Origin of the sequence: Desulfovibrio sp. JY (genome assembly GCA_021730285.1) — a bacterium.
Lineage (GTDB): Bacteria > Desulfobacterota > Desulfovibrionia > Desulfovibrionales > Desulfovibrionaceae > Solidesulfovibrio.
In genome coordinates this window covers 3111991-3129905 of record CP082962.1, presented here as the reverse complement: position 1 = coordinate 3129905, position 17915 = coordinate 3111991, and the positions used below count along the sequence as shown (strand labels likewise).

The window sequence follows — 17915 nt, the reverse complement described above, 5'->3', positions numbered from 1 at the left end:
CCGTTTCCTTTCCCCTACCTCAAAAAAACATACGGTGGGAACTGCTTGATCGGGCGAAGATTTTCCCTCAAGGGGCTTTCCCAACTTTCGCAACCCAAAAGGTAGTGATCACACGGAGTTGCAACGTAAAAACGTTTCGGAAAGGGAGAGCGCGAGAGGGGAGAACCCTTTTTATAAGGGTTTCCCCGCTCGCACGATCTTTTCCAAATGCTTTGCCCTAGTCCTCGGCCATGATGTTGCAAAGGTCCATGCGTTCCTCGTCCTGGCCGTCGCCGGCGCCGGGCTCGAGCACGGCGATGGGCTGGCCCAGGCGCTTCTTGGCTTCGTTGTAGCCGAGGTTGAAGGCCTTGAGATTGGCGGCCCGGATCTTTTCGGGCAACGCCGCCTTGAGGCTCTTGCGCATGGCCTCGGGCTTGGCGAAAGGCAAAAGCCAGGTCACCGCGCCAAGCGCCACCACGTTGGTGGACTGGGGCACGCCCACATGGTCCCGGGCCAGCGCCGTAAACGGCAGGCCCAAAAACACGTTGGACGGCGTCTGCTTGACCAGCCCCGTATCGATAAGCAGCGTGCCCCGGGGCTTGAGGTAATGGTAGTAGATGCCGACCGCCTCCTGGGACAACGCCACGAGCAGGTCCAGGTATTCGGTCTTGGGATAGCTGATGGGGTCGGAACTGACCACGAGGTCGGACCGGCTGGCCCCACCCCGGGCCTCGGGGCCGTAACTCTGGGTCTGGGTCACGTGGTAGCCGTGGTAAAGCGCCAGACCCTGGCCCAAAAGCTTGCCCATGGTCAGGATGCCCTGACCGCCAAGCCCGGACAGCCGTATCTCGTAGCGGGCCAGCACCATATCCTCGCCGTTCATGCCGCGCCTCCCTTTTTCTCCCGAAACTCCCGGCACATGGCGGCGTAGCGCGTCTCAAGGCCCGGCACGTCGCGCTTGACGAACACCCCGATGGGGATGCGCCCGTCTTTTTGCTCCAGCTTCTCGTAGGCCTCGAGGGGCACCGCCCGCTCCTTGAGCCACTGGAACATGGCCACCGGGTTCTTGAATCCGTTACCCCGGCCGTACTGGGTGAAGCACGGGGTCAGCGCCTCGACCAGATTGAAGCCCGGCTGGGCAAGCGCGGCGGTGATAAGTCCGTCCAGGGCCTTGACGTGGTAGACCGTGCCCCGGGCCACGCCGCTGGCCCCGGCGGCCCTGGCCAGCTCGACCACGTCGAAGGAGGCCTCGGGCTGGCCCATGGGGCTGGTGTGGGTGTAGGCGCCCTCGGGGGTGGTGGACGAGCACTGGCCGCCGGTCATGCCGTAAATGAAGTTGTTGAGCACCAGCGCCGTGACGCCGATGTTGCGCCGGGCGGCATGGATGAAGTGGTTGCCGCCGATGGAAAAGGCGTCGCCGTCGCCCATGACCGCGATGACGGTCAGCGCCGGGTTGGCCATCTTGATGCCCGTGGCGACGGTCAGCGCCCGGCCGTGGGTGGTGTGGACGGTGTTGAAGTCCACATAGGCGGCGATGCGGCCCGAGCAGCCGATGCCGGCCACGATGACCACCTCGTCCTTGGACAGGCCCAGGGCATGGACGCTGCGCACGAGGGACCCCAGCACGATGCCGTGGCCGCAGCCCGGGCAAAAGACCAGGGGAAACTTCTTGTTGTGGCGCAGGTACTGGTGGATAAGCTGCGTTACTTCGGCCATATCACGCGATCTCCTTGCTATCTGCGACGGGGATTCTCCGTTTGAAAGCCAAGGCCGGCCTCAGGCGATCTCCTTGAATATCTGCGACGGGGTGATGATCTGGCCGTCGATGCGGTTTATCGTGCGCACGGCGGTGTAGCCCTCGTTGACCCGTTTGACCTCGCGGGAGATCTGGCCGACGTTGAGCTCCGGCACCACGACCAGCCGGCAAGTCCGCATGAGCTTTTCCACATGGGCCCTTGGAAAGGGAAAAAGCGTATTGAGCACGAGCAGGCCGGCCCGGACCCCCACGTCCCGGGCCTGCTTCACGGCGAGCCTTGCCGAGCGGGCCACGCAGCCGTAGGCCACGACCAGCACCTCGGCGTCTTCCGTGTCCACGTGTTCCACAAGCTGCACATCCTGAAAAAAACGGTCGATCTTGCGGAATTGCCGCTCGACCAGGGCGCGCACCTCCTCGGGCCGGGAGGTCGGAAACCCGAGCAGGTCGTGGGTGAGCCCGGTCACGTGGAACCGGTAGCCCGAGCCGACCGGCGGCATGGGCGGCACGCCGCGAAGGGTCTCCTCATAGGGCTTGTACCACTCCGGCGGCATGGTCGGCACCAGGCGGGAGAAGATCTCGAAATCGCCAGGTTCCGGCAGCGTGATCTTCTCGCGGGTGTGGGCGGTGATTTCGTCTAAAAGCAGCACCACCGGGGTGCGGTATTTCTCCGCGAAATTAAAGGCCGCCACGGTCATTTCCACGCACTGGGGCACGTCCGTGGCCGAGAGCACGATGATGGGGTGATCGCCGTGGGCGCCCCAGCGCGCCTGCTGCACGTCGCCCTGGCCGGGGCTGGTGGGCAGTCCCGTGCTCGCGCCGCCGCGCATGACGTCGACGATGACCAGCGGCGTCTCGGTCATGGCGGCGTAGCCGATCTGCTCCTGCATGAGCGAAAATCCGGGGCCGGAGGTGGCGGTCATGGCCTTGCGCCCGGCCAGCGACGCGCCGATGATCGCTCCCATGGAGGCGATCTCGTCCTCCATCTGGATAAAGACGCCGTCCGGCGCCAGCGGCAGCCGGCGGGCCATGGTCTCCATGATTTCCGTGGACGGCGTGATGGGATAGCCGGCGTAAAAGGAGCAGCCGGCGGCCAGCGCCCCTTCGACCACGGCCTCGTTGCCGAGCACGAAGGCCTCGCGCCGTTTTTTGCGAAGATGCTGCGTCACGGCCTGCCCTCCTTGTCGTCCGTCTTGGTTACGGTCGCGGCGGGCGCGTCCGGCGCTTCGGGGCCCAGGCAGGCATCCTGCGCCGGGGGCTGGACGGTGTGGTCGTCCTTGTGGCCGTTTTGACGGCCGTTGCCGTTCGCGGGAACCACCATGATGGCGAAATCCGGGCAATGCGGCTCGCAAAAGCCGCAATTGACGCAGGCTTCCTCGTTGACGACCCTGGCCTTGCCATCAGGGCCGAGCGCGAGTACTTGTTTCGGGCAAAATGCGGCACAGATGCCGCAGCCTTTGCACCAGTCCGGATAGACGACGACGCGGGTTTGTCCTTTCCTGTGCTCGGTCATGCCACTGTCCCGGGATGAGGATTTATAAGTGGGCGTGACAGTGACCTGTTTGTGGCAAAATGGCAACGGCCTCTTCCGATTCCATTTTTCACTCGACGAAATTGCGAATTTCCCTTAGGGCGATGCAACTTTTTTCCGGAGGTTGACGTTATGGTGGCAATTGGCCGGAGGTTTTGGCTGCGGGCGCTTGTGGCGCTGTGCTGCGTTCTGGCCGCAACCCTGGGCGGCGTGGGCGTCGTCCGGGCCGAGGGAGGTAACCCCATGGTCAAGTTGACAACCAGCAAGGGTGACATCGTCATCGAGCTGGACAAGGAAAAAGCCCCGATCACGGTTGAGAACTTTCTCAAGTACGTCAAATCGGGACATTATGACGGCACGGTCTTTCACCGTGTCATAAACGGCTTCATGATCCAGGGCGGCGGCATGGACAAGTCCATGAAGGAGCGTGCAACCGAGGCTCCGATCCAGAACGAGGCCGACAACGGGCTCAAGAACAGGGCCTATACCGTGGCCATGGCCCGCACGGCCGATCCGCATTCGGCCACGGCCCAGTTCTTCATCAACGTGGCCGACAACGGCTTTCTGGATCACACCGCCAAAAATCCGCAGGGCTGGGGCTATGCGGTGTTCGGCAAGGTGGTCAAAGGCCAGGACGTGGTGGACGCCATCAAGGCCGTGCCGACCATGACCAAGGGCTTCCACGAGAACGTGCCGGTGGTCCCGGTGATCATCGAAAAGGCCGAAGTGGTCAGCGAATAGCGTCTTCGCTTCGGCACGGATCGCATGAAAAGGCCGTCCCGAGGCTATCGGGGCGGCCTTTTGCATGGGGCGCGCGGAAAAATTTCCCAGGAAAAACACCTTGCCCGGAAAAAAGTATTGACGGGTCCGGGGTGGGCGCGTAGAAGTCTTTTTCTCGCGTGCGCCCGTAGCTCAGCTGGATAGAGTGCCGGACTACGAATCCGTAGGTCGAAGGTTCGAATCCTTCCGGGCGCACCAAAATTTCAAGGGGTTGGTCGAAAGACCGACCCCTTGTTTTTTATCCCACCTCATTTTGGTCCCACACTCGTCCCCCCTTCTCGGGAAGACATGGACAGGAGCGGAAAAATCACCTTCCCTCCCCGCTTCATGGCCCCTCGCCCAACCGAAAGATGAAGGCCGGTCCACCGCGAGGGGATAATACATCCCCTCCCTGGTCAGGCCCCGGGGGCAATCACTTCAGGCCGATGGGCGCGCCCGTGGCAAACGACGGCTCATGAAGCGGGATGACGATGTCCGCCGCGTCCCGAATCCGCCGCACAATGTCATAGGCGTCGTAGCTGTTGAGGCAGGTCCCGGGCGGGATGACCTCCATTTCCCGGGCCGTTACCGATTTGGGCGGGAAAAGGTTCTCCCGGATGACGCAAAAGCCGGTGATGACGGCCGAGCCAGCCGGCGTGTCCACGAACACGGACATGCCGCCTTCCGTATGGGCCGGGGTATGGACCATGCGCAGGCCGGGTGCGATTTCCGTATCCTCGGATAGGGTCACGATCTGCCCGGCTTCCGCCACGTCCTCGATGTATTCCTCGTTATAGCGGTAATCGAGCGGATGCGGATTGCGGGCGTGAGCCAATTCCTTTTCGTGGACGTAGAACACGGCATTTTCGCACAGGCTGTCGTTTTCGCAGTGGTCGTTGTGGAGATGGGTGTGCACCACCACGTCGATATCGCCGGGCGTCAGGCCGAAGCGGGCCAATCCCTCGGCAAAGGTATGGATCGGTCCCCCGATGGCCGCCTCCCTGGCTGCGGAAACCACGGGCCGCATCTCCCCGGTGTCCACCAGGATGCGCTTGTCGCCCCCTTCCAGGTACCAGCCATAAATGGGAATGGTGTAGGGCTGCCCGTAGTCGACCTGGTAGGTCATCATGCCCTTGTCGAATTCCTTGGTCCCCAACACGATGGGATGAATCACGAATGTGCTCATGAGACCCTCCAGACTTTTTTTGCTGCCCAGCATGCGCCAAGACACGCAAGATGTCCAAACCGGGAGAAAATTCCCCTGTGGCGCTGCGATCTCCAGGCCTCAGGGCTGTTGCTTGAACATGGTCAGCCGCTTCCCCCCTGAATTTATCGATAATTTCCTCCCTGGCTGACACAGCGAAGCACTTTCTCCGGATCGAAGACCACGGCTTTGCACAAGGCGTCCCCCCCCCCCATGATCGAAGGGCAGCGGCGTAAACGGCACGAAATCTCCCAGCATGAGCACAAAGGCCCGGGGTCGGCACAGACGGATAAGCCCGTCGAACGCATGGTTGGTGAAGAATGCGCCGGTCAGGGCCACGACGTCGGCCTGCGCAGAAACACCTCGGCCCCGTTCGGCACCCGCCACACCGGAAGCGTGCGGGAGCGTCCTCCCCGTATTCGTCACGATTCGCACATTGTCGTGAGTTGGCGTTTACTTTTGACCCAAGACGAGTGATTGCCTGGGTCATTTTTGCCATATCCAGAACTTGTTGTAATATTTAATTTAACATAGAAAAAACCCCACTTTGTCGCCGTCAGCGTCTCCCCGCTGGCCAATCAGCACCGGTTTTCTCAAAACAATCCAAAGTTAAAATTTCAACACATTGATATCATAGATATTTTTTTTGGCTCAAGACTTGCTAATTTTAACCGAATGAAAACGGCGCAGGGCCTCTCCGCCAGGCGCTGGGGACTCGAAACGGCTGTGGGGATTGCCTCGTATCCAAAATAAACCGGATGGACTGCAACATACCTCCAACAAAAATTTCATCTCCTTGATTGTCGATGCGAGAACAATGTTGCACGTCCATCATAACCAGCGGAGGGGATATGCCCAAGTTTATCAGAGTGGATATGAAGTCCAAAAAGGTCACCACCGAGGAATGCCCGGAAAAGTACGCCGGATTGGCTGGACGCGGTCTCACCTCCACGTTCGTGGCCAATGAAGTCAAGGCCTCGTGCCATCCGCTCGGCCATTACAACAAGCTCGTCTTCGCCCCCGGTTATCTGACCGGCACGAGCGCGGCCAACTCCGGCCGGCTTTCCTGCGGCGCGAAAAGCCCGCTCACCGGCGGCATCAAAGAGAGCAACACCGGTGGCACCTTTGGCCAGAAGATGTCCAAGATGGACATCAAGGCCATTGTTTTCGAGGAAATCCCGGCGGAAGACAAGTTCTTTGTCGTCAAGATCACGATGGATGGCGTGTCCATCGAAGAGGCCCCCGCCGAAACGATCAACATGGGCAACTACGAAGCCATCAAGGTCCTGCAGGAAAAATACGGGGCCAAGGTCGGTGTGGCCATCATCGGACCGGCCGGCGAAATGCGCCTGACGGCGGCCAACATCTCCTTCGCCGACCCCCAGAGCAACATCCGTAGCGCCGGACGCGGCGGCCTGGGCGCCGTCATGGGCTCCAAGAAGATCAAGGCCATCGTCATCGACGACACCGGCGCGGGCAAGGTCGCCATCGCCGATGTCGAGGCCTTCAAGAGCGCCTCCAAGCGTTTCACCTCCGCCTTGACCACCCACCCGGTCACCGGCCAGGGCCTGCCCAAGTACGGCACCAACATCCTGGTCAACATCCTCAACGAAGCCGGTGGCCTGCCCACCAAGAACTTCCGCACCGGCCGCAACGAGTGGGCCAACGACATCGGTGGCGAGACCATGGCGGAAGTGATCGAGTCCCGCGGCGGCAAGACCACCCACGGCTGCCATGCCGGTTGCGTCATCCGCTGCTCCCAGCACTATCATGACAAGGAAGGCAAGTACCTCACCAGCGGTTTCGAATACGAGACCGTCTGGGCGCTCGGCGCCAACGCCTGCATCGATAACCTGGACATGATCGCTTATGCCGACCGCGAATGCGATGACGTCGGCGTGGATTCCATCGACGTCACCGTGGCTGTCGGCGTGGCCATGGAAGGCGGCGTCCTCCCCTGGGGCGACGCCAAGGGCGCCCTCGAACTCATCAAGGAAATCCGCAAAGGCACGCCCATGGGCCGGATCATGGGCAGCGGCGCGGCGGCTGTCGGCCAGATGTACGGCCTCTCCCGGGTGCCCGTGGTCAAGCGCCAGGCCATCCCGGCCTACGACCCGCGCGCGGTCAAGGGCGTCGGCCTGACCTACGCCACCACCCCCATGGGCGCCGACCATACCGCCGGTTACGCCGTCGCCACCAACATCCTCAAGGTCGGCGGCTTCGTGGATCCGCTCTGCAAGGAAGGCCAGGTGGAGCTGTCCCGCAACCTGCAGATCGCCACCGCCGCCGTGGACAGCACCGGCATGTGCCTGTTCATCGCTTTCGCCATTCTGGACATCGCCGACGGGTTCAACGCGCTGATCGACATGATCAACGCGCGCTACGGCCTGTCCCTGACGGCGGACGACGTGGTCGAACTCGGCAAGAGCATCCTGCGCACCGAGCGTGACTTCAACAAGCGGGCCGGACTCACCAGCGCCCAGGACCGGCTGCCCGAGTTCTTCGAGGAAGAGTGCGCGCCCCACAACGTGACCTGGGACTTCACGGACGAGGAAATCGATTCGGTGCTCGACTTCTAGCAAGCCTTTCCAGCTACGGAGCGCAACACACTGCGGCACGGGAAAAATACCTCGTGCCGCAGTGAAGGAAACGGCATACCACGGGGTCCGCATGAGCCCCTGAACACGGACGATTCGCAATGGAGGTAAACGGAGATGCTGTTTACCTCCATTGCATATAGAGAGCAGAGATACAAATATTCTCCAGATGGCAACAGATTGCTTCTACTTAATAATCATACCTTGACACCACAAAAAACATCTTGTTCACGACGATCTTGAAAGAGCGTACAGGGAAAGCTGACACGAGAACATCCAACAAGGAGAAAGGCGTGACGGCGTCATCTACAGTCGAAATCCGTGCCTTCATGGGACTATCCAAGTATTTTCGCGATAAAAACTGGACAAATCCAAAGATCGTGACTGTTACCGACGAGATCTCCGGCCTGGAATTGATCACCCGGCTGGGTCTTGCCGAAGACATGGTCGAGGTCATCTTCGTGAATGGAAAAGCCTTTCAACCGTCCTCGGCCGTTGTGTGCGGTGGCGACAGAGTCGCCTTGGCTCCTCCGGGTGTTCCCGGACCTTATCGCGTCTTGCTTGGTTTCAAGAAAATGGGATGACTCTGCAGGCAACGTCCTCATAAAAAACCAAAATGGACCAATCAGCCTTCTCTTGCATTTATGAAAAAGTACATTCTAAGTACACATGAGGAAAAACCATTATCATCGGGGAGTATCGCTATCCTGCAGAAGAAGGGGATACAGGTTGTTTGCGTCCATTCCTGGCTGGACATCGTATCTGTCTGCGAATATATCAATTTTGACCTCATCCTTGGCTATTGCAATTACAATCGTATAAAAATATGTAGAATCCTTGAGTTTGTGAACGACTACTATCTACAGACCAATCGTAAAACGGCGAGTATCGTCCTGCACGAGCATCTCTACCCTTTGAAAGCCGAACAATTCAAATCCCTCGGCCCCTGTTTAAAGGATATCTTCGCCAAGGATACCGCGGAGTCGGACGTGCTCCATACGATCGACAGGCTCTTGCACACCCAGGAGAAAACCGGCTCGCAACGGTTCCACTCCTGGTGGAAACCGAATTTACCCAAAAAAAGAGACGCGACAGGCATCGCCTTGTAATGCTCTCGCACGGCCGCTGTTCCGGCCCGCTTCTTTCGCCGGAACCGGCCCTGTCGGCACGTTGGATGCCGGGGAGACGTATGGAATCCGAAGCCATGTTTCTGGAGCGCTACGGCCGCCACATCGTCCTGCCGGAGATCGGCCTCGAGGGGCAGCGCAAAATCATGCAGGGGAAGGTGCTCGTCATCGGCGCGGGCGGCCTGGGATCACCCGTTGCCTATTACCTGGCCGCGGCCGGGGTCGGCGTGCTGGGTATCGTCGACTGCGATGTCGTGGACCGCTCCAACCTGCAGCGCCAGATTCTCCACACCACGGAGGATATCGGCAGACCCAAGGTTATTTCGGCCAAGGAAAAGCTCAACAAACTCAATCCCGACATTTGCGTGCGGACCTACGAGACGCAGGTCGATGCGTCGAATATCGGGGAGATCATCGCGCCCTATGATTTCGTCGTGGACGGCGTGGACAACTTCCAGACGAAATTTCTGATCAACGACGCCTGCATCCTGGCCGGCATCCCCTTTTCCATGGGCGGCGTGTTGCAGTTCGTCGGCCAGACCATGACCGTACTGCCCGGAAAAAGCGCCTGCTACCGGTGCGTCATGGGCGACGTGTCCAAAAGCGCGCCGACCTGCGCCGAAAAAGGCCTCCTCGGACCGGTGCCCGGCATAACGGGAACCATCCAGGCGACCGAAGTGTTGAAGTATCTCACCGGCACTGGGGAGCTCCTTTGCGACAACCTGCTCATTTTTGACGCAAAGGCCATGGAATTTATGAAGAGCCCTGTCCGGCGCAACCCGGATTGCCGCGCTTGCGGCGCACATCCCGAGAGCCTTGTCCGCAAGGGGGGCAACGGCCCACAACCGTCGTAAAGCGAGGAATCCCCCATGCCCATCGAGATCAAATGCTACGCCACGCTGGCGGATCGCGCCCCGGCCGACGCGGCCGCCTTTCCCGTCGCGCCCGGTGAAACCGTGCTGGAAGTTCTCACGCGGCTCTCCATTGCCGAGGAGGACGTCAAAATCGTTTTCGTCAACGGCGTCATCTCGCCCCTGGACCGCCCCCTGGTCGATGGCGACCGGGTCGGCGTGTTCCCGGCGGTCGGCGGCGGCTGAGAGCGCCTGCCCGGCAGGGCTCCCAGGGAAGCCCCGGCGGGGAAAGGATTCTCACCCCCCTCCCGTTTTTTTTCGTTGCGGCCGTCAACGACCGCCACGCCTTTCGCATTGCGTCTCGCTCCCTTTTTCCCCGAAACGTCTTGCCCCCACACCTCGTTCCGACTTACCGTCTCACGCATACCCCTTGAAAATTTTTCGGGAGGGAGGGGGGTGCGGGGGGAGCCAGCTATGCGCAAAGGGACCGAGGAAAAGACGCCCATCGTGGTGCGGCCCGAGGCTGTGGAGCGCTATTTGCGCGAGGCGTTCGGCGACGGCGCGCGGCTCCTTGGCGTGTGCGCCATGGGCGCGGGCGGCCAGGGCATGAAGGAATTCGGCTACGGCAAGCCGGTGTGCCTGGATTTCGAGGTCGACGGCGAGGTGCGCCACGGCGTGCTGTCCATCATGCGCGGCGACAAGTACGGGCATCAGTTCTACTGGGACCGGGCGGCCATCCTGATGTTCCAGTACGAGGCCGGCGGGCGCATGGAAAAGCACGTGCGGCCCATCGGGCTCGGCTATTTCGACCGGGACGACCGGCTTGTGCCGGTCAGTGCGCCCAAGGAATTTTTCATCATCAGCGAGAAGGCCCAAGGATACGACTATTATCTGGATCTGCAACGCATCCAGAAAACAGGCCTGGAAGACAAGGATGTCCGCATGGCCGGGGAATTTGCCAAGTGGCTGGCCCGGGTGCATGCCGTCAAAAAGGACGACGCGGACCTGTACCTGCGCCGGGTGCGCAATTTGATCGGCGCGTCGGAATGCATCTTCGGGTTGGTGGACGCCTACCCGCATCCGTACGAGCTGTTCCCACCGGAAAAGTTTTGCGCCCTGGAAAAACGCGTGGTCGACTGGCGCTGGAAGCTTCGCGGCTACACCCACCGCTTAAGCGAGGTGCACGGCGACTTCCATCCCTGGAACGTGCTGATCCAGGAAGACGGCGCAAAACGCGACTTCGCCGTGCTCGACCGCAGCCGGGGGCAGTGGGGCGAACCGGCCGACGACGTGGCCACCATGAGCCTCAACTACGTGTTGTTCGGGCTGTACAAGGAACCGAAGCTTACCGGGGATTTCGAGCGGCTCTACATGACGTTTTGGGAGACGTACCTGCGCGAATCGGGCGACGACGACATCCTTGCCGTCATCGCGCCGTTTTTCGTCTTCCGGGGACTGGTCGTGGCCTCGCCCCAATGGTACCCCGGCCATCCGCCCGAGGTGCGCAAGGGACTCCTGCGTTTTCTCGTCAACGTGCTCGAGGACGACCGGTTCGATTGCCAGGACTTCAACCGGTACATGAGGTGACCATGCCCGCCACGCTGTGGTTCACGGGACTGCCCGGATCGGGCAAAAGCGCGGTGGCCCGGGCCGTGGAAAAAACGCTGACCCTCGGCGGCTCCCGCGTGGCGTATCTGGAGATGGACGCCCGGCGCAAGGCCTACTTCCCCAAGCCCACCTACAGCGAGGCCGAACGCGAAGCGGCCTACCGGCTCCTTGCCGAGGAGGCGGCCGGACTGTACCGCGCCGGCGGCCACGACTACATCCTCATGGACGCCTCGGCCCCGAAACGCGCCATGCGCGAGTATGCCCGCTCGCTCATGGGCCGCTTTGCCGAGGCGCACATCCGTTGCGCCCTGGCCACGGCCATGGCCCGGGAAGCGGCCCGCCCCGAAGGGCTGGTCATGGCCGGGCTCTACGCCAAGGCCATGCTGCGAAAGACCACCGGCCGGCAGTTTCCCGGCCTCGGGCAGGTCATCGGCGTGGACGTGCCCTTCGAGGAGGACCCGAAGGCGGAATGCGTCGTGGACGCCGAACACCTCTCCATCGAAGCCTGCCGCGACGCCGTATTGGCGTTTTTGCGAAGGTGGGGGAGCGAAGAGCCCGGAGGGGCGTCGCCCCTCCGGGACCACCCCACCAGGGGCTCTGCCCCTGAACCCCGCCGGGGGAAATAATTCCCCCCGGACCCCCTTTGACGGGAATTGACGGGCATCAATAAACACGCTGCCCCGGGGCCACTTCGCGCTCGGGCTCGAGCAGCACCACCCCACCCTCGCCGTCGAGGCCGAGCACCAGCACCTCCGACAAAAAACCGGCGATACGCTTGGGCGGAAAATTGACGACCGCGATGACCTGCCGACCGGGCAAATCGGCGGCGGTATAGAGATTAGTGACGCGGGCGCTCGACTTTCTGACGCCAAGCTCGCCGAAATCGATGGTCAGCTTGTAGGCCGGGATACGGGCCTTGGGCAGCGGCTCGGCGCTCAGGATGCGGCCGACGCGCATATCCACCTTGAGAAAATCATCAAATACAAGCTGTTCCATCATTTCTTTCCCTTGTTGCACGCCATTCTGTAACCAAACACGGGTTTGCAGGTACTTCTCTTGCAATACGTCCTGTATCGGAGGATCGGATGTCCGAGGGACCCGTGCGTCATTGCCCAGGCTGCGGCCAGGCGCTTCGTTTTCCCGCCGGCATCGGCGGCATGCTCATGGCCTGTCCGGAATGCGGCTACCGCTTCGCCTCGCCCTTCAAGCTGGCCGACCCGGCGGCCACGACCAACGTCCCCACGGTGCGGGCGTCCACGGCCATCGCTTCCAACGGCTCTTTTCCCGAAGCTGCCGGAAGCCCGCGTGAGGAGGCGCAGCAATCCCCGTCCCCCATGCGCCAAATAAAAGAAAAAAGCCTCGCCGCCCGAGTGGCGGCCCTCTACGCGGCCAACAACCGCTAACCCCCTCTTTTTCAAGGGGGGGACAAATTTCATTCGCTCGAACCGAACGGCGTCGGTTCGATTGCTTCCTTTGGCTGGCCGGCGGGCGGTTGGCAGGACGCGCGCGGCGCATATTCGAAGAATACGCCTTCGCGTCCCGCCAACCGCCCGCCGGCCCCAGGCCACGCGCCCCATAGGCGACAAGAAGAGGCCTTACGCCATGGCCCCGGCAGTCAGTCACCCCAATCGCATACGCCTGTGCGGAAGCAATTCCCGAATTCCGGGCGTTCGCCGCACTTTCCCCCCATCCCGTTTCTCATGCAAAAACACCGCAACGAGAAATGGCACCTGTCATCAATACCATTTCGCCCCCTTGAAAAGTTTTTGAAGGGGGTCCAGGGGGAAACTTTTTTCAAAAAGTTTCCCCCTGGCCGCCGGAGGCATACATCCCTCACAACGCCGCCGCTTCGGGGTCATGGCGGGCGAAGGCCGCCCGGGCGCGCTCGAAGCTCGACGTGGCGTAGCAGTAACGGCAGCCGAAGAGGCAACGGTCGTAGGCGCCGATATCCTTGCTCGGGGCGCAGCCGCAACGCGGCCGTTGGTGCGGGTCCTTGCCGAGATCGAGGGGCCTGCCGAGGCGCGTGGCGATCCAGTCCGGGTCGATGCACCGGGCCGGGGTGATGCCCGCTTCCTGATAGAGTTCCGGCTGACAGCAGGTCATAAGCCGCAGGCCGTGCGCGGCGGCCATGTCGCGCAGATCGAAGAGCAGGCGCAGGTGTTCCTCCTCGTCCGGGGCAAACGGCGCGAACCCTTGCCCGGCCAGGGGTTTCATGCGGCTGGCGATCTTGCGATAGGGCTCCATGAAGCTGACCACCACCCGGTCGGTCAGGCCGGCAAGACGGCGGGCCAGCCGGGCAAAGACGCCCCGATGCCAGTCGGGCGGCGTTTTTTCCGTCAGCACGATGGGGTCGTAGCGCCAGGTGATCCGGCCCGGCAGCGCTTCGGCCAGGGCGGCAAACGCCGGCACGGAGACGTCCGGGGCCGGGCATTTGGGGTCCAGCTCCCGGGGATTGGCCAGCACGGTGAAAAGGAAAAAGGGTTCGTGGCCCATGGCTCGCATTTCGGGCAGATGCGGCAGCAGCGGGCGCGGATCGCGGGTCCAAAAGACGATGGCGTCGACGTCTTCCGGAGCCAGGGAAACGCGACTGACCTGGGCGGCGTTGAAGGGACTCACCACCTCGCAGAACCCGGCCCGCAGCCGGTTGAGTAGCCAGCGGGCATAAAAGGCCGGGATGTCCGTGCGGCGGCTGGCGCTTATGATCACCCCTGCCCTTCCCCCATGGCCAGGATTTCCTCGAACACCTCGTCCGGCAGCATGCCCCCGCCTGTGGCCCAGACGATGTGGCTGGCCGTCTTGCCGGCAAGCCGCGGCAGACCGGCGGCGCGCGTCATGGCCGGACCGGCCAACGCGGCGGCGGCGGAAGGCTCCAAGCGCAGCCCGGCCCGCTTCCAGGCGGCGACGACATGGCCCGCCATGGCCGCGTCGGTCACGGTGCACACGCCATCGACTACGGGGGCAACCAGTCGGCAAACGAGTCCCGAGGGACGCGGCACGGCCAGGCCGTCGGCGATGGTGCGGCCGGAAAGCCCCATATCCTTGACGGACACGGCCTCGTGGCGACCGGTGGCCAGCCCGAGCAGCATACACGGGGCCTCGGCCGGCTCGACGAAAATGGCCAGGGCCCCGTCGCCAAGGGCCAGGCGCGCGCCCAGGGCGATGCCGCCGGGCGCTCCTCCCACGCCGCAGGGCAGATGCAGGCACAACGGCCGCTGCGGCGAGACGACGATGCCCAGGGGCCGCAGTTGGGCCGGCAAGCGCAGTCCGGCCACGGCATAGCCCAGAAACAGGTCGCGGGAATTCTCGTCGTCGATGAAATGATTGGTCGGATCGCCGGCGGCGGCGGCCCGGGCCGTGGCGCAGGCGGCGGCGTAGTCCCCGGCGTGCTCCACCACCGTGGCTCCGGCCTCGCGCAGCTTTTCCTTTTTCCAGGGCCGGGCGTCACCCGACATGTGGACCGTGACGGCAAACCCCAGGGCCCGGCCAAGGATGCCGATGGACAGCCCGAGATTGCCGGTCGAGCCCACGGAAAGCGTGTGGCCGGCGAAAAAGGCCCGGGATCGCCCTTCCCCGAGCAGGCGGGAATCCGCGTCCGGGCCGGCGAGCAGCCCGGAGGTGAGCGCCAGCCGCTCGGCCACGGCCAGGACGGCGTGGAACCCGCCGCGCGCCTTGACCGATCCGGCGACGGGAAGCAGGTGGTCGGCCTTGAGGAACACAGGTTCGCGGCCCCCGCCGGCACCGATGGCCTCGGGCAGAGGGAGCAACTGCGATTCGATCACGCCGCCCGTGGGCCGCAGTTCCGGAAACAGGTCCGCCAGGAGCGGCGCGAAGCGGGAAAAACGCGCGGCAGCGGCCCGGATATCGGCCAGCACTCCGGACAACTCCCCACGCAGCTCATCCACGGGGCGGCGAAGCGGATTTTGCCAGAATACGGGTTTGCCGGCCCGCAGGGCGGCTTCCATCACGGTTTCCATAGGGAAACGGTAGCCCAATCGGGGCGCGAGGCCAACCGGGGTGGGGAAAAAGACGCCGCGAAAGAGGCCGCGTCAGCGGATACGCAGCATGGCGTTGCCGCCGATCTGGAATTCATAGTCCACCGGTACTTCCGCCACGTCGCGGCCGCTGTCCCGGTAGCGCCGGAGCACGGCGTCGACGTAGGGGGAGCGCCGGGAATTGATGTCGAGGAGGGGAAAGATGCGCGCTTCGCCGGCCACCCGGAGCATGGCGTCAATGGCGCGGCAGTGGAAGTCGAGGGTCAGGTTGTCGGTATAAAGAAACAGGAAATGGGACGACAGGCAGATGTCGAAGGCCCCGTCCGCAAAGGGCAGCTCCGGCACGCCGCCGGCGACATAGCGCCCCTGCCGCTTGCCGGCCTCGAAATCCTCCAGGAAATCGGCCATGGCGCCAAGGCGCAAATCCCTTAACGCATCCAGGTCCCGTATCCTGTCCCAGCGGAACTGCTCCGCGTTGCGGCGCGTCTGCTCGAGGACGTCGGCGCAGGTTTCATCGATGCGTCGGCGTATGGCCGCCGTCTCCATCCGGTAGATCGGGTCGAGGGAAACCGCGCGTCCGCCCCGCTTCCTCATGCCATGGTTGAACGCTGCCGGGCCGTCGCCACAGCCCAGAATGCGGGCGTCGAGGTCCGCGTCCGACAGGGCGAACATGGAAACGTATTCGTCAAAGGACCTGCCCCAGGGCACGACGGATTCGTATTTTACGGCCACCCCCCAGCCTTACCAGCGCCGGCCCGGGCAGACAAGCGGCATGTCCCGGCCGGCAGGACGCGGGAACGCACGGCGCGCTCCCGCCCATCGCCGTGATCCTATGGAACGTACCGCGGGACATAGACGTGGGAGCGGATGAACGCCTCCATGTCGGTAGGCCGGTCGACCGTGGCCAGGCCGTCGTCGAAGACCAGCCCGGCCACCGCGGCGGCGGTTCTGATCTCGGTTTCCAGGATGTCGGACTGGAGCGGATAGAGGAGCCCCTGGGTCAGCTGGGCGTCTGTCACCTGTTCGGCCACGGCCCTGGCGGCGCGGATGAACATCCGGTCCGTCACGCGGTTGGCTCTCGTGGCGTAGATGGCCATGCCGACGGCCGGGAAGATGTAGAAGTTGTTGGCCTGGCCCGGCAGGAAGGTCCGGCCCTTGTACGACACCGGCGCGAACTGGACGCCGGCGGCGAAAAGCGCCCTGCCCTCGCTCCAGGCATAGGCCTGTTCGGCCGTGCATTCGGCCTTTTCGGTGGGGTTGGACAGCGCCAGGATGACCGGCCTGTCGCCAACCCGGCTCATGGCCTCGACCACGTCCTTGTTAAAGGCCCCGCCCATGGTGCTGACCCCGATCAGCACCGTGGGCCGCAATTCCTCCACCGCCCTGGCGAAATCGCTTCGCGGCATGGGGGCGTGGGCATGGGCGTAGGGCTTCTGGAAATCCACCAGATCGGTACGCGAGGATTCCAGCAGCCCGACCACGTCGAACATATGCACCCTGCCCCGCGCCTCTGCCAGGGTAAGGCCCTCGTCGACCAGGGCCGCGCACAGGAGATTGGCCAGCCCGACGCCGGCCGAACCCGCGCCGAGAAAAAGAAACGATTCGTCGGTAAGCTTCGTGCCCTTGGCCCGGCAGGCGTTTATCACCCCGGCCAGGGTGATGCCGGCCGTGCCCTGCACGTCGTCGTTGTAGCAGCAGACCTTGTCCCGGTAGCGCTCGAGAAGATGCACGGCGTCCACGCCCGTCCAGTCCTCGAAATGGATGCAGCAGCCGGGAAAGACCTCCTGCACCGCCGCGACGAACTCGTCCACGAAGGAATAGAGTTCCTGCGTGGCCGGACGCGGTTTGCGCAGTCCAAGGTACAGTGGATCGGCCAGAAGCTCGGCGTTATTGGTGCCGGCGTCGAGCAGCATGGGCAAGAGCCCCTTTGGCGGCACGCCGGCGGCGGCGGTATAGAGCTGCAACTTGCCGATGGGAATGCCCATGCCGTTGGCGCCCAGGTCGCCAAGGCCCAGGATGCGGCCGCCATTGGTCACGCAGATGAAGCGCACATCCTTTTCCGGCCAGTTGCGCAGCACCTCGCGCACCGAGCCCCGTCGCTCGATGGACAGGTACAGCCCGCGCGGATGGCGGAAGATGTGGCCGAACTTGAGGCAGGCCTCGCCGATGGTCGGGTCGTAGATGATGGGCAGAAACCGGGCCGGGTCGGACATGATGGTCTTGTAAAAAAGCGTCTCGTTGTGGTCGAGCAGGCCCACCAGATAGATATAGCGGTCGATGTCCGAATGCTTGTGGCCAAGCTGCAGGCGGACGCGTTCAAGCTGCCTGTCGAGGGTCTCGGTCACGTCCGGGACCAGCCCCACCAGTCCGAGCGACTGCTTTTGCGCCTCGGAAAATGCCGTTCCCTGGTTGCACGCCGGATCAAGCAGCAGTTCCCTGCCGCGTTTGCCTGCCTGGGTCATGCGCCACCTCGCATCCTTTGGGCCGCTTGCGCGACGGTTTGGCCGGGAAAAG

The 17915-nt window shown here is 63.0% G+C and carries 19 protein-coding genes, 1 tRNA gene and 1 pseudogene; 10 read left to right on the top strand and 11 right to left on the bottom strand.

The window, feature by feature from the left end:
- Positions 1-217: 217 nt before the first annotated feature.
- From K9F62_13980 to K9F62_13965, 4 genes are read right to left on the bottom strand one after another with little or no spacing between them, the layout of a single operon-like run.
- A complete protein-coding gene (locus K9F62_13980; protein UJX39818.1) occupies positions 218-862 on the bottom strand; it encodes a 2-oxoacid:acceptor oxidoreductase family protein in 645 nt (214 codons plus the stop codon).
- Positions 859-1695 carry a 2-oxoacid:ferredoxin oxidoreductase subunit beta gene (locus K9F62_13975; GenBank protein ID UJX39817.1) on the bottom strand — a complete coding sequence of 279 codons (837 nt, stop codon included), beginning with the start codon at positions 1693-1695 and terminating at the stop codon, positions 859-861. The genes K9F62_13980 and K9F62_13975 overlap by 4 nt, the downstream gene beginning before the upstream one ends.
- 60 nt (positions 1696-1755) lie before the next feature.
- Positions 1756-2901, bottom strand: coding sequence for a 2-oxoacid:acceptor oxidoreductase subunit alpha (locus K9F62_13970; GenBank protein UJX39816.1), 1146 nt, complete (start codon positions 2899-2901; stop codon positions 1756-1758).
- Complete coding sequence (locus K9F62_13965) at positions 2898-3245, bottom strand: 4Fe-4S binding protein (GenBank protein UJX39815.1); 348 nt, start codon at positions 3243-3245, stop codon at positions 2898-2900. The genes K9F62_13970 and K9F62_13965 overlap by 4 nt, the downstream gene beginning before the upstream one ends.
- A 150-nt stretch (positions 3246-3395) precedes the next feature.
- On the opposite strand from K9F62_13965, the gene K9F62_13960 reads away from it, so the two are divergent.
- Together K9F62_13960 and K9F62_13955 are read left to right on the top strand one after the other, a co-directional pair.
- The gene (locus tag K9F62_13960) at positions 3396-4004 is read left to right on the top strand and encodes a peptidyl-prolyl cis-trans isomerase (protein UJX39814.1); all 609 of its coding nucleotides are present in this window, start codon (positions 3396-3398) and stop codon (positions 4002-4004) included.
- Positions 4005-4164: 160 nt separating this feature from the next.
- Positions 4165-4241: transfer RNA gene (locus tag K9F62_13955), tRNA-Arg, on the top strand.
- A 214-nt stretch (positions 4242-4455) separates the two neighbouring features.
- Here the strand turns inward: K9F62_13955 and K9F62_13950 are convergent.
- Complete coding sequence (locus tag K9F62_13950) at positions 4456-5208, bottom strand: N-acyl homoserine lactonase family protein (GenBank protein ID UJX39813.1); 753 nt, start codon at positions 5206-5208, stop codon at positions 4456-4458.
- Between the two features lie 99 nt (positions 5209-5307).
- Positions 5308-5661 (bottom strand): hypothetical protein, encoded by a 354-nt coding sequence (locus K9F62_13945; protein UJX39812.1) that lies wholly within the window; start codon positions 5659-5661, stop codon positions 5308-5310.
- A 416-nt stretch (positions 5662-6077) separates the two neighbouring features.
- Between K9F62_13945 and K9F62_13940 the strand changes: the two genes are divergently transcribed.
- From K9F62_13940 to K9F62_13910, 7 genes and pseudogenes are all read left to right on the top strand, one after another.
- The gene (locus K9F62_13940) at positions 6078-7805 is read left to right on the top strand and encodes an aldehyde ferredoxin oxidoreductase (protein UJX39811.1); all 1728 of its coding nucleotides are present in this window, start codon (positions 6078-6080) and stop codon (positions 7803-7805) included.
- A 347-nt stretch (positions 7806-8152) separates the two neighbouring features.
- Entirely contained in the window at positions 8153-8407 is a 255-nt protein-coding gene (locus tag K9F62_13935; protein UJX43210.1) for a MoaD/ThiS family protein, read from the top strand.
- 261 nt (positions 8408-8668) lie between these two features.
- The gene (locus tag K9F62_13930; GenBank protein UJX39810.1) at positions 8669-8932 is read left to right on the top strand and encodes a hypothetical protein; all 264 of its coding nucleotides are present in this window, start codon (positions 8669-8671) and stop codon (positions 8930-8932) included.
- A gap of 80 nt (positions 8933-9012) precedes the next feature.
- Positions 9013-9804: a HesA/MoeB/ThiF family protein gene (locus K9F62_13925; protein UJX39809.1), complete on the top strand. Its 792-nt coding sequence runs from the start codon at positions 9013-9015 to the stop codon at positions 9802-9804.
- A 15-nt stretch (positions 9805-9819) separates the two neighbouring features.
- Entirely contained in the window at positions 9820-10047 is a 228-nt protein-coding gene (locus K9F62_13920) for a MoaD/ThiS family protein (protein UJX39808.1), read from the top strand.
- Between the two features lie 228 nt (positions 10048-10275).
- Positions 10276-11388 carry an aminoglycoside phosphotransferase family protein gene (locus tag K9F62_13915; protein UJX39807.1) on the top strand — a complete coding sequence of 371 codons (1113 nt, stop codon included), beginning with the start codon at positions 10276-10278 and terminating at the stop codon, positions 11386-11388.
- Positions 11389-11390: 2 nt separating this feature from the next.
- A pseudogene (locus K9F62_13910) lies at positions 11391-11951 on the top strand (adenylyl-sulfate kinase).
- 121 nt (positions 11952-12072) lie between these two features.
- On the opposite strand, the gene K9F62_13905 reads toward K9F62_13910, so the two are convergent.
- A complete protein-coding gene (locus tag K9F62_13905) occupies positions 12073-12405 on the bottom strand; it encodes a tRNA-binding protein (GenBank protein UJX39806.1) in 333 nt (110 codons plus the stop codon).
- Positions 12406-12494: 89 nt separating this feature from the next.
- Here K9F62_13905 and K9F62_13900 point away from each other — a divergent pair, with 89 nt between their 5' ends.
- A complete protein-coding gene (locus K9F62_13900; protein ID UJX39805.1) occupies positions 12495-12812 on the top strand; it encodes a hypothetical protein in 318 nt (105 codons plus the stop codon).
- Positions 12813-13242: 430 nt separating this feature from the next.
- Here K9F62_13900 and K9F62_13895 read toward each other — a convergent pair whose 3' ends face one another.
- From K9F62_13895 to K9F62_13880, 4 genes are all read right to left on the bottom strand, one after another.
- Positions 13243-14115, bottom strand: a complete 873-nt coding sequence (locus K9F62_13895; GenBank protein ID UJX39804.1) for a DUF1848 domain-containing protein — start codon at positions 14113-14115, stop codon at positions 13243-13245.
- The gene (locus K9F62_13890) at positions 14112-15383 is read right to left on the bottom strand and encodes a D-serine ammonia-lyase (GenBank protein ID UJX39803.1); all 1272 of its coding nucleotides are present in this window, start codon (positions 15381-15383) and stop codon (positions 14112-14114) included. The genes K9F62_13895 and K9F62_13890 overlap by 4 nt, the downstream gene beginning before the upstream one ends.
- Before the next feature lie 72 nt (positions 15384-15455).
- Entirely contained in the window at positions 15456-16133 is a 678-nt protein-coding gene (locus K9F62_13885; GenBank protein UJX39802.1) for a hypothetical protein, read from the bottom strand.
- 98 nt (positions 16134-16231) lie between these two features.
- Entirely contained in the window at positions 16232-17863 is a 1632-nt protein-coding gene (locus K9F62_13880; GenBank protein ID UJX39801.1) for an NAD-dependent malic enzyme, read from the bottom strand.
- Between the last annotated feature and the right edge of the window lie 52 nt (positions 17864-17915).

What these genes read in the sequence shown, in the direction of transcription:
- K9F62_13980 (UJX39818.1), bottom strand. Translation starts at nt 862, where the DNA reads ATGAACGGCGAGGATATGGTGCTGGCCCGCTACGAGATACGGCTGTCC.
- K9F62_13975 (UJX39817.1), bottom strand. Translation starts at nt 1,695, where the DNA reads ATGGCCGAAGTAACGCAGCTTATCCACCAGTACCTGCGCCACAACAAG.
- K9F62_13965 (UJX39815.1), bottom strand. Translation starts at nt 3,245, where the DNA reads ATGACCGAGCACAGGAAAGGACAAACCCGCGTCGTCGTCTATCCGGAC.
- K9F62_13960 (UJX39814.1), top strand. Translation starts at nt 3,396, where the DNA reads ATGGTGGCAATTGGCCGGAGGTTTTGGCTGCGGGCGCTTGTGGCGCTG.
- K9F62_13950 (UJX39813.1), bottom strand. Translation starts at nt 5,208, where the DNA reads ATGAGCACATTCGTGATTCATCCCATCGTGTTGGGGACCAAGGAATTC.
- K9F62_13940 (UJX39811.1), top strand. Translation starts at nt 6,078, where the DNA reads ATGCCCAAGTTTATCAGAGTGGATATGAAGTCCAAAAAGGTCACCACC.
- K9F62_13935 (UJX43210.1), top strand. Translation starts at nt 8,153, where the DNA reads ATGGGACTATCCAAGTATTTTCGCGATAAAAACTGGACAAATCCAAAG.
- K9F62_13925 (UJX39809.1), top strand. Translation starts at nt 9,013, where the DNA reads ATGGAATCCGAAGCCATGTTTCTGGAGCGCTACGGCCGCCACATCGTC.
- K9F62_13920 (UJX39808.1), top strand. Translation starts at nt 9,820, where the DNA reads ATGCCCATCGAGATCAAATGCTACGCCACGCTGGCGGATCGCGCCCCG.
- K9F62_13915 (UJX39807.1), top strand. Translation starts at nt 10,276, where the DNA reads ATGCGCAAAGGGACCGAGGAAAAGACGCCCATCGTGGTGCGGCCCGAG.
- K9F62_13905 (UJX39806.1), bottom strand. Translation starts at nt 12,405, where the DNA reads ATGGAACAGCTTGTATTTGATGATTTTCTCAAGGTGGATATGCGCGTC.
- K9F62_13900 (UJX39805.1), top strand. Translation starts at nt 12,495, where the DNA reads ATGTCCGAGGGACCCGTGCGTCATTGCCCAGGCTGCGGCCAGGCGCTT.
- K9F62_13890 (UJX39803.1), bottom strand. Translation starts at nt 15,383, where the DNA reads ATGGAAACCGTGATGGAAGCCGCCCTGCGGGCCGGCAAACCCGTATTC.
- K9F62_13880 (UJX39801.1), bottom strand. Translation starts at nt 17,863, where the DNA reads ATGACCCAGGCAGGCAAACGCGGCAGGGAACTGCTGCTTGATCCGGCG.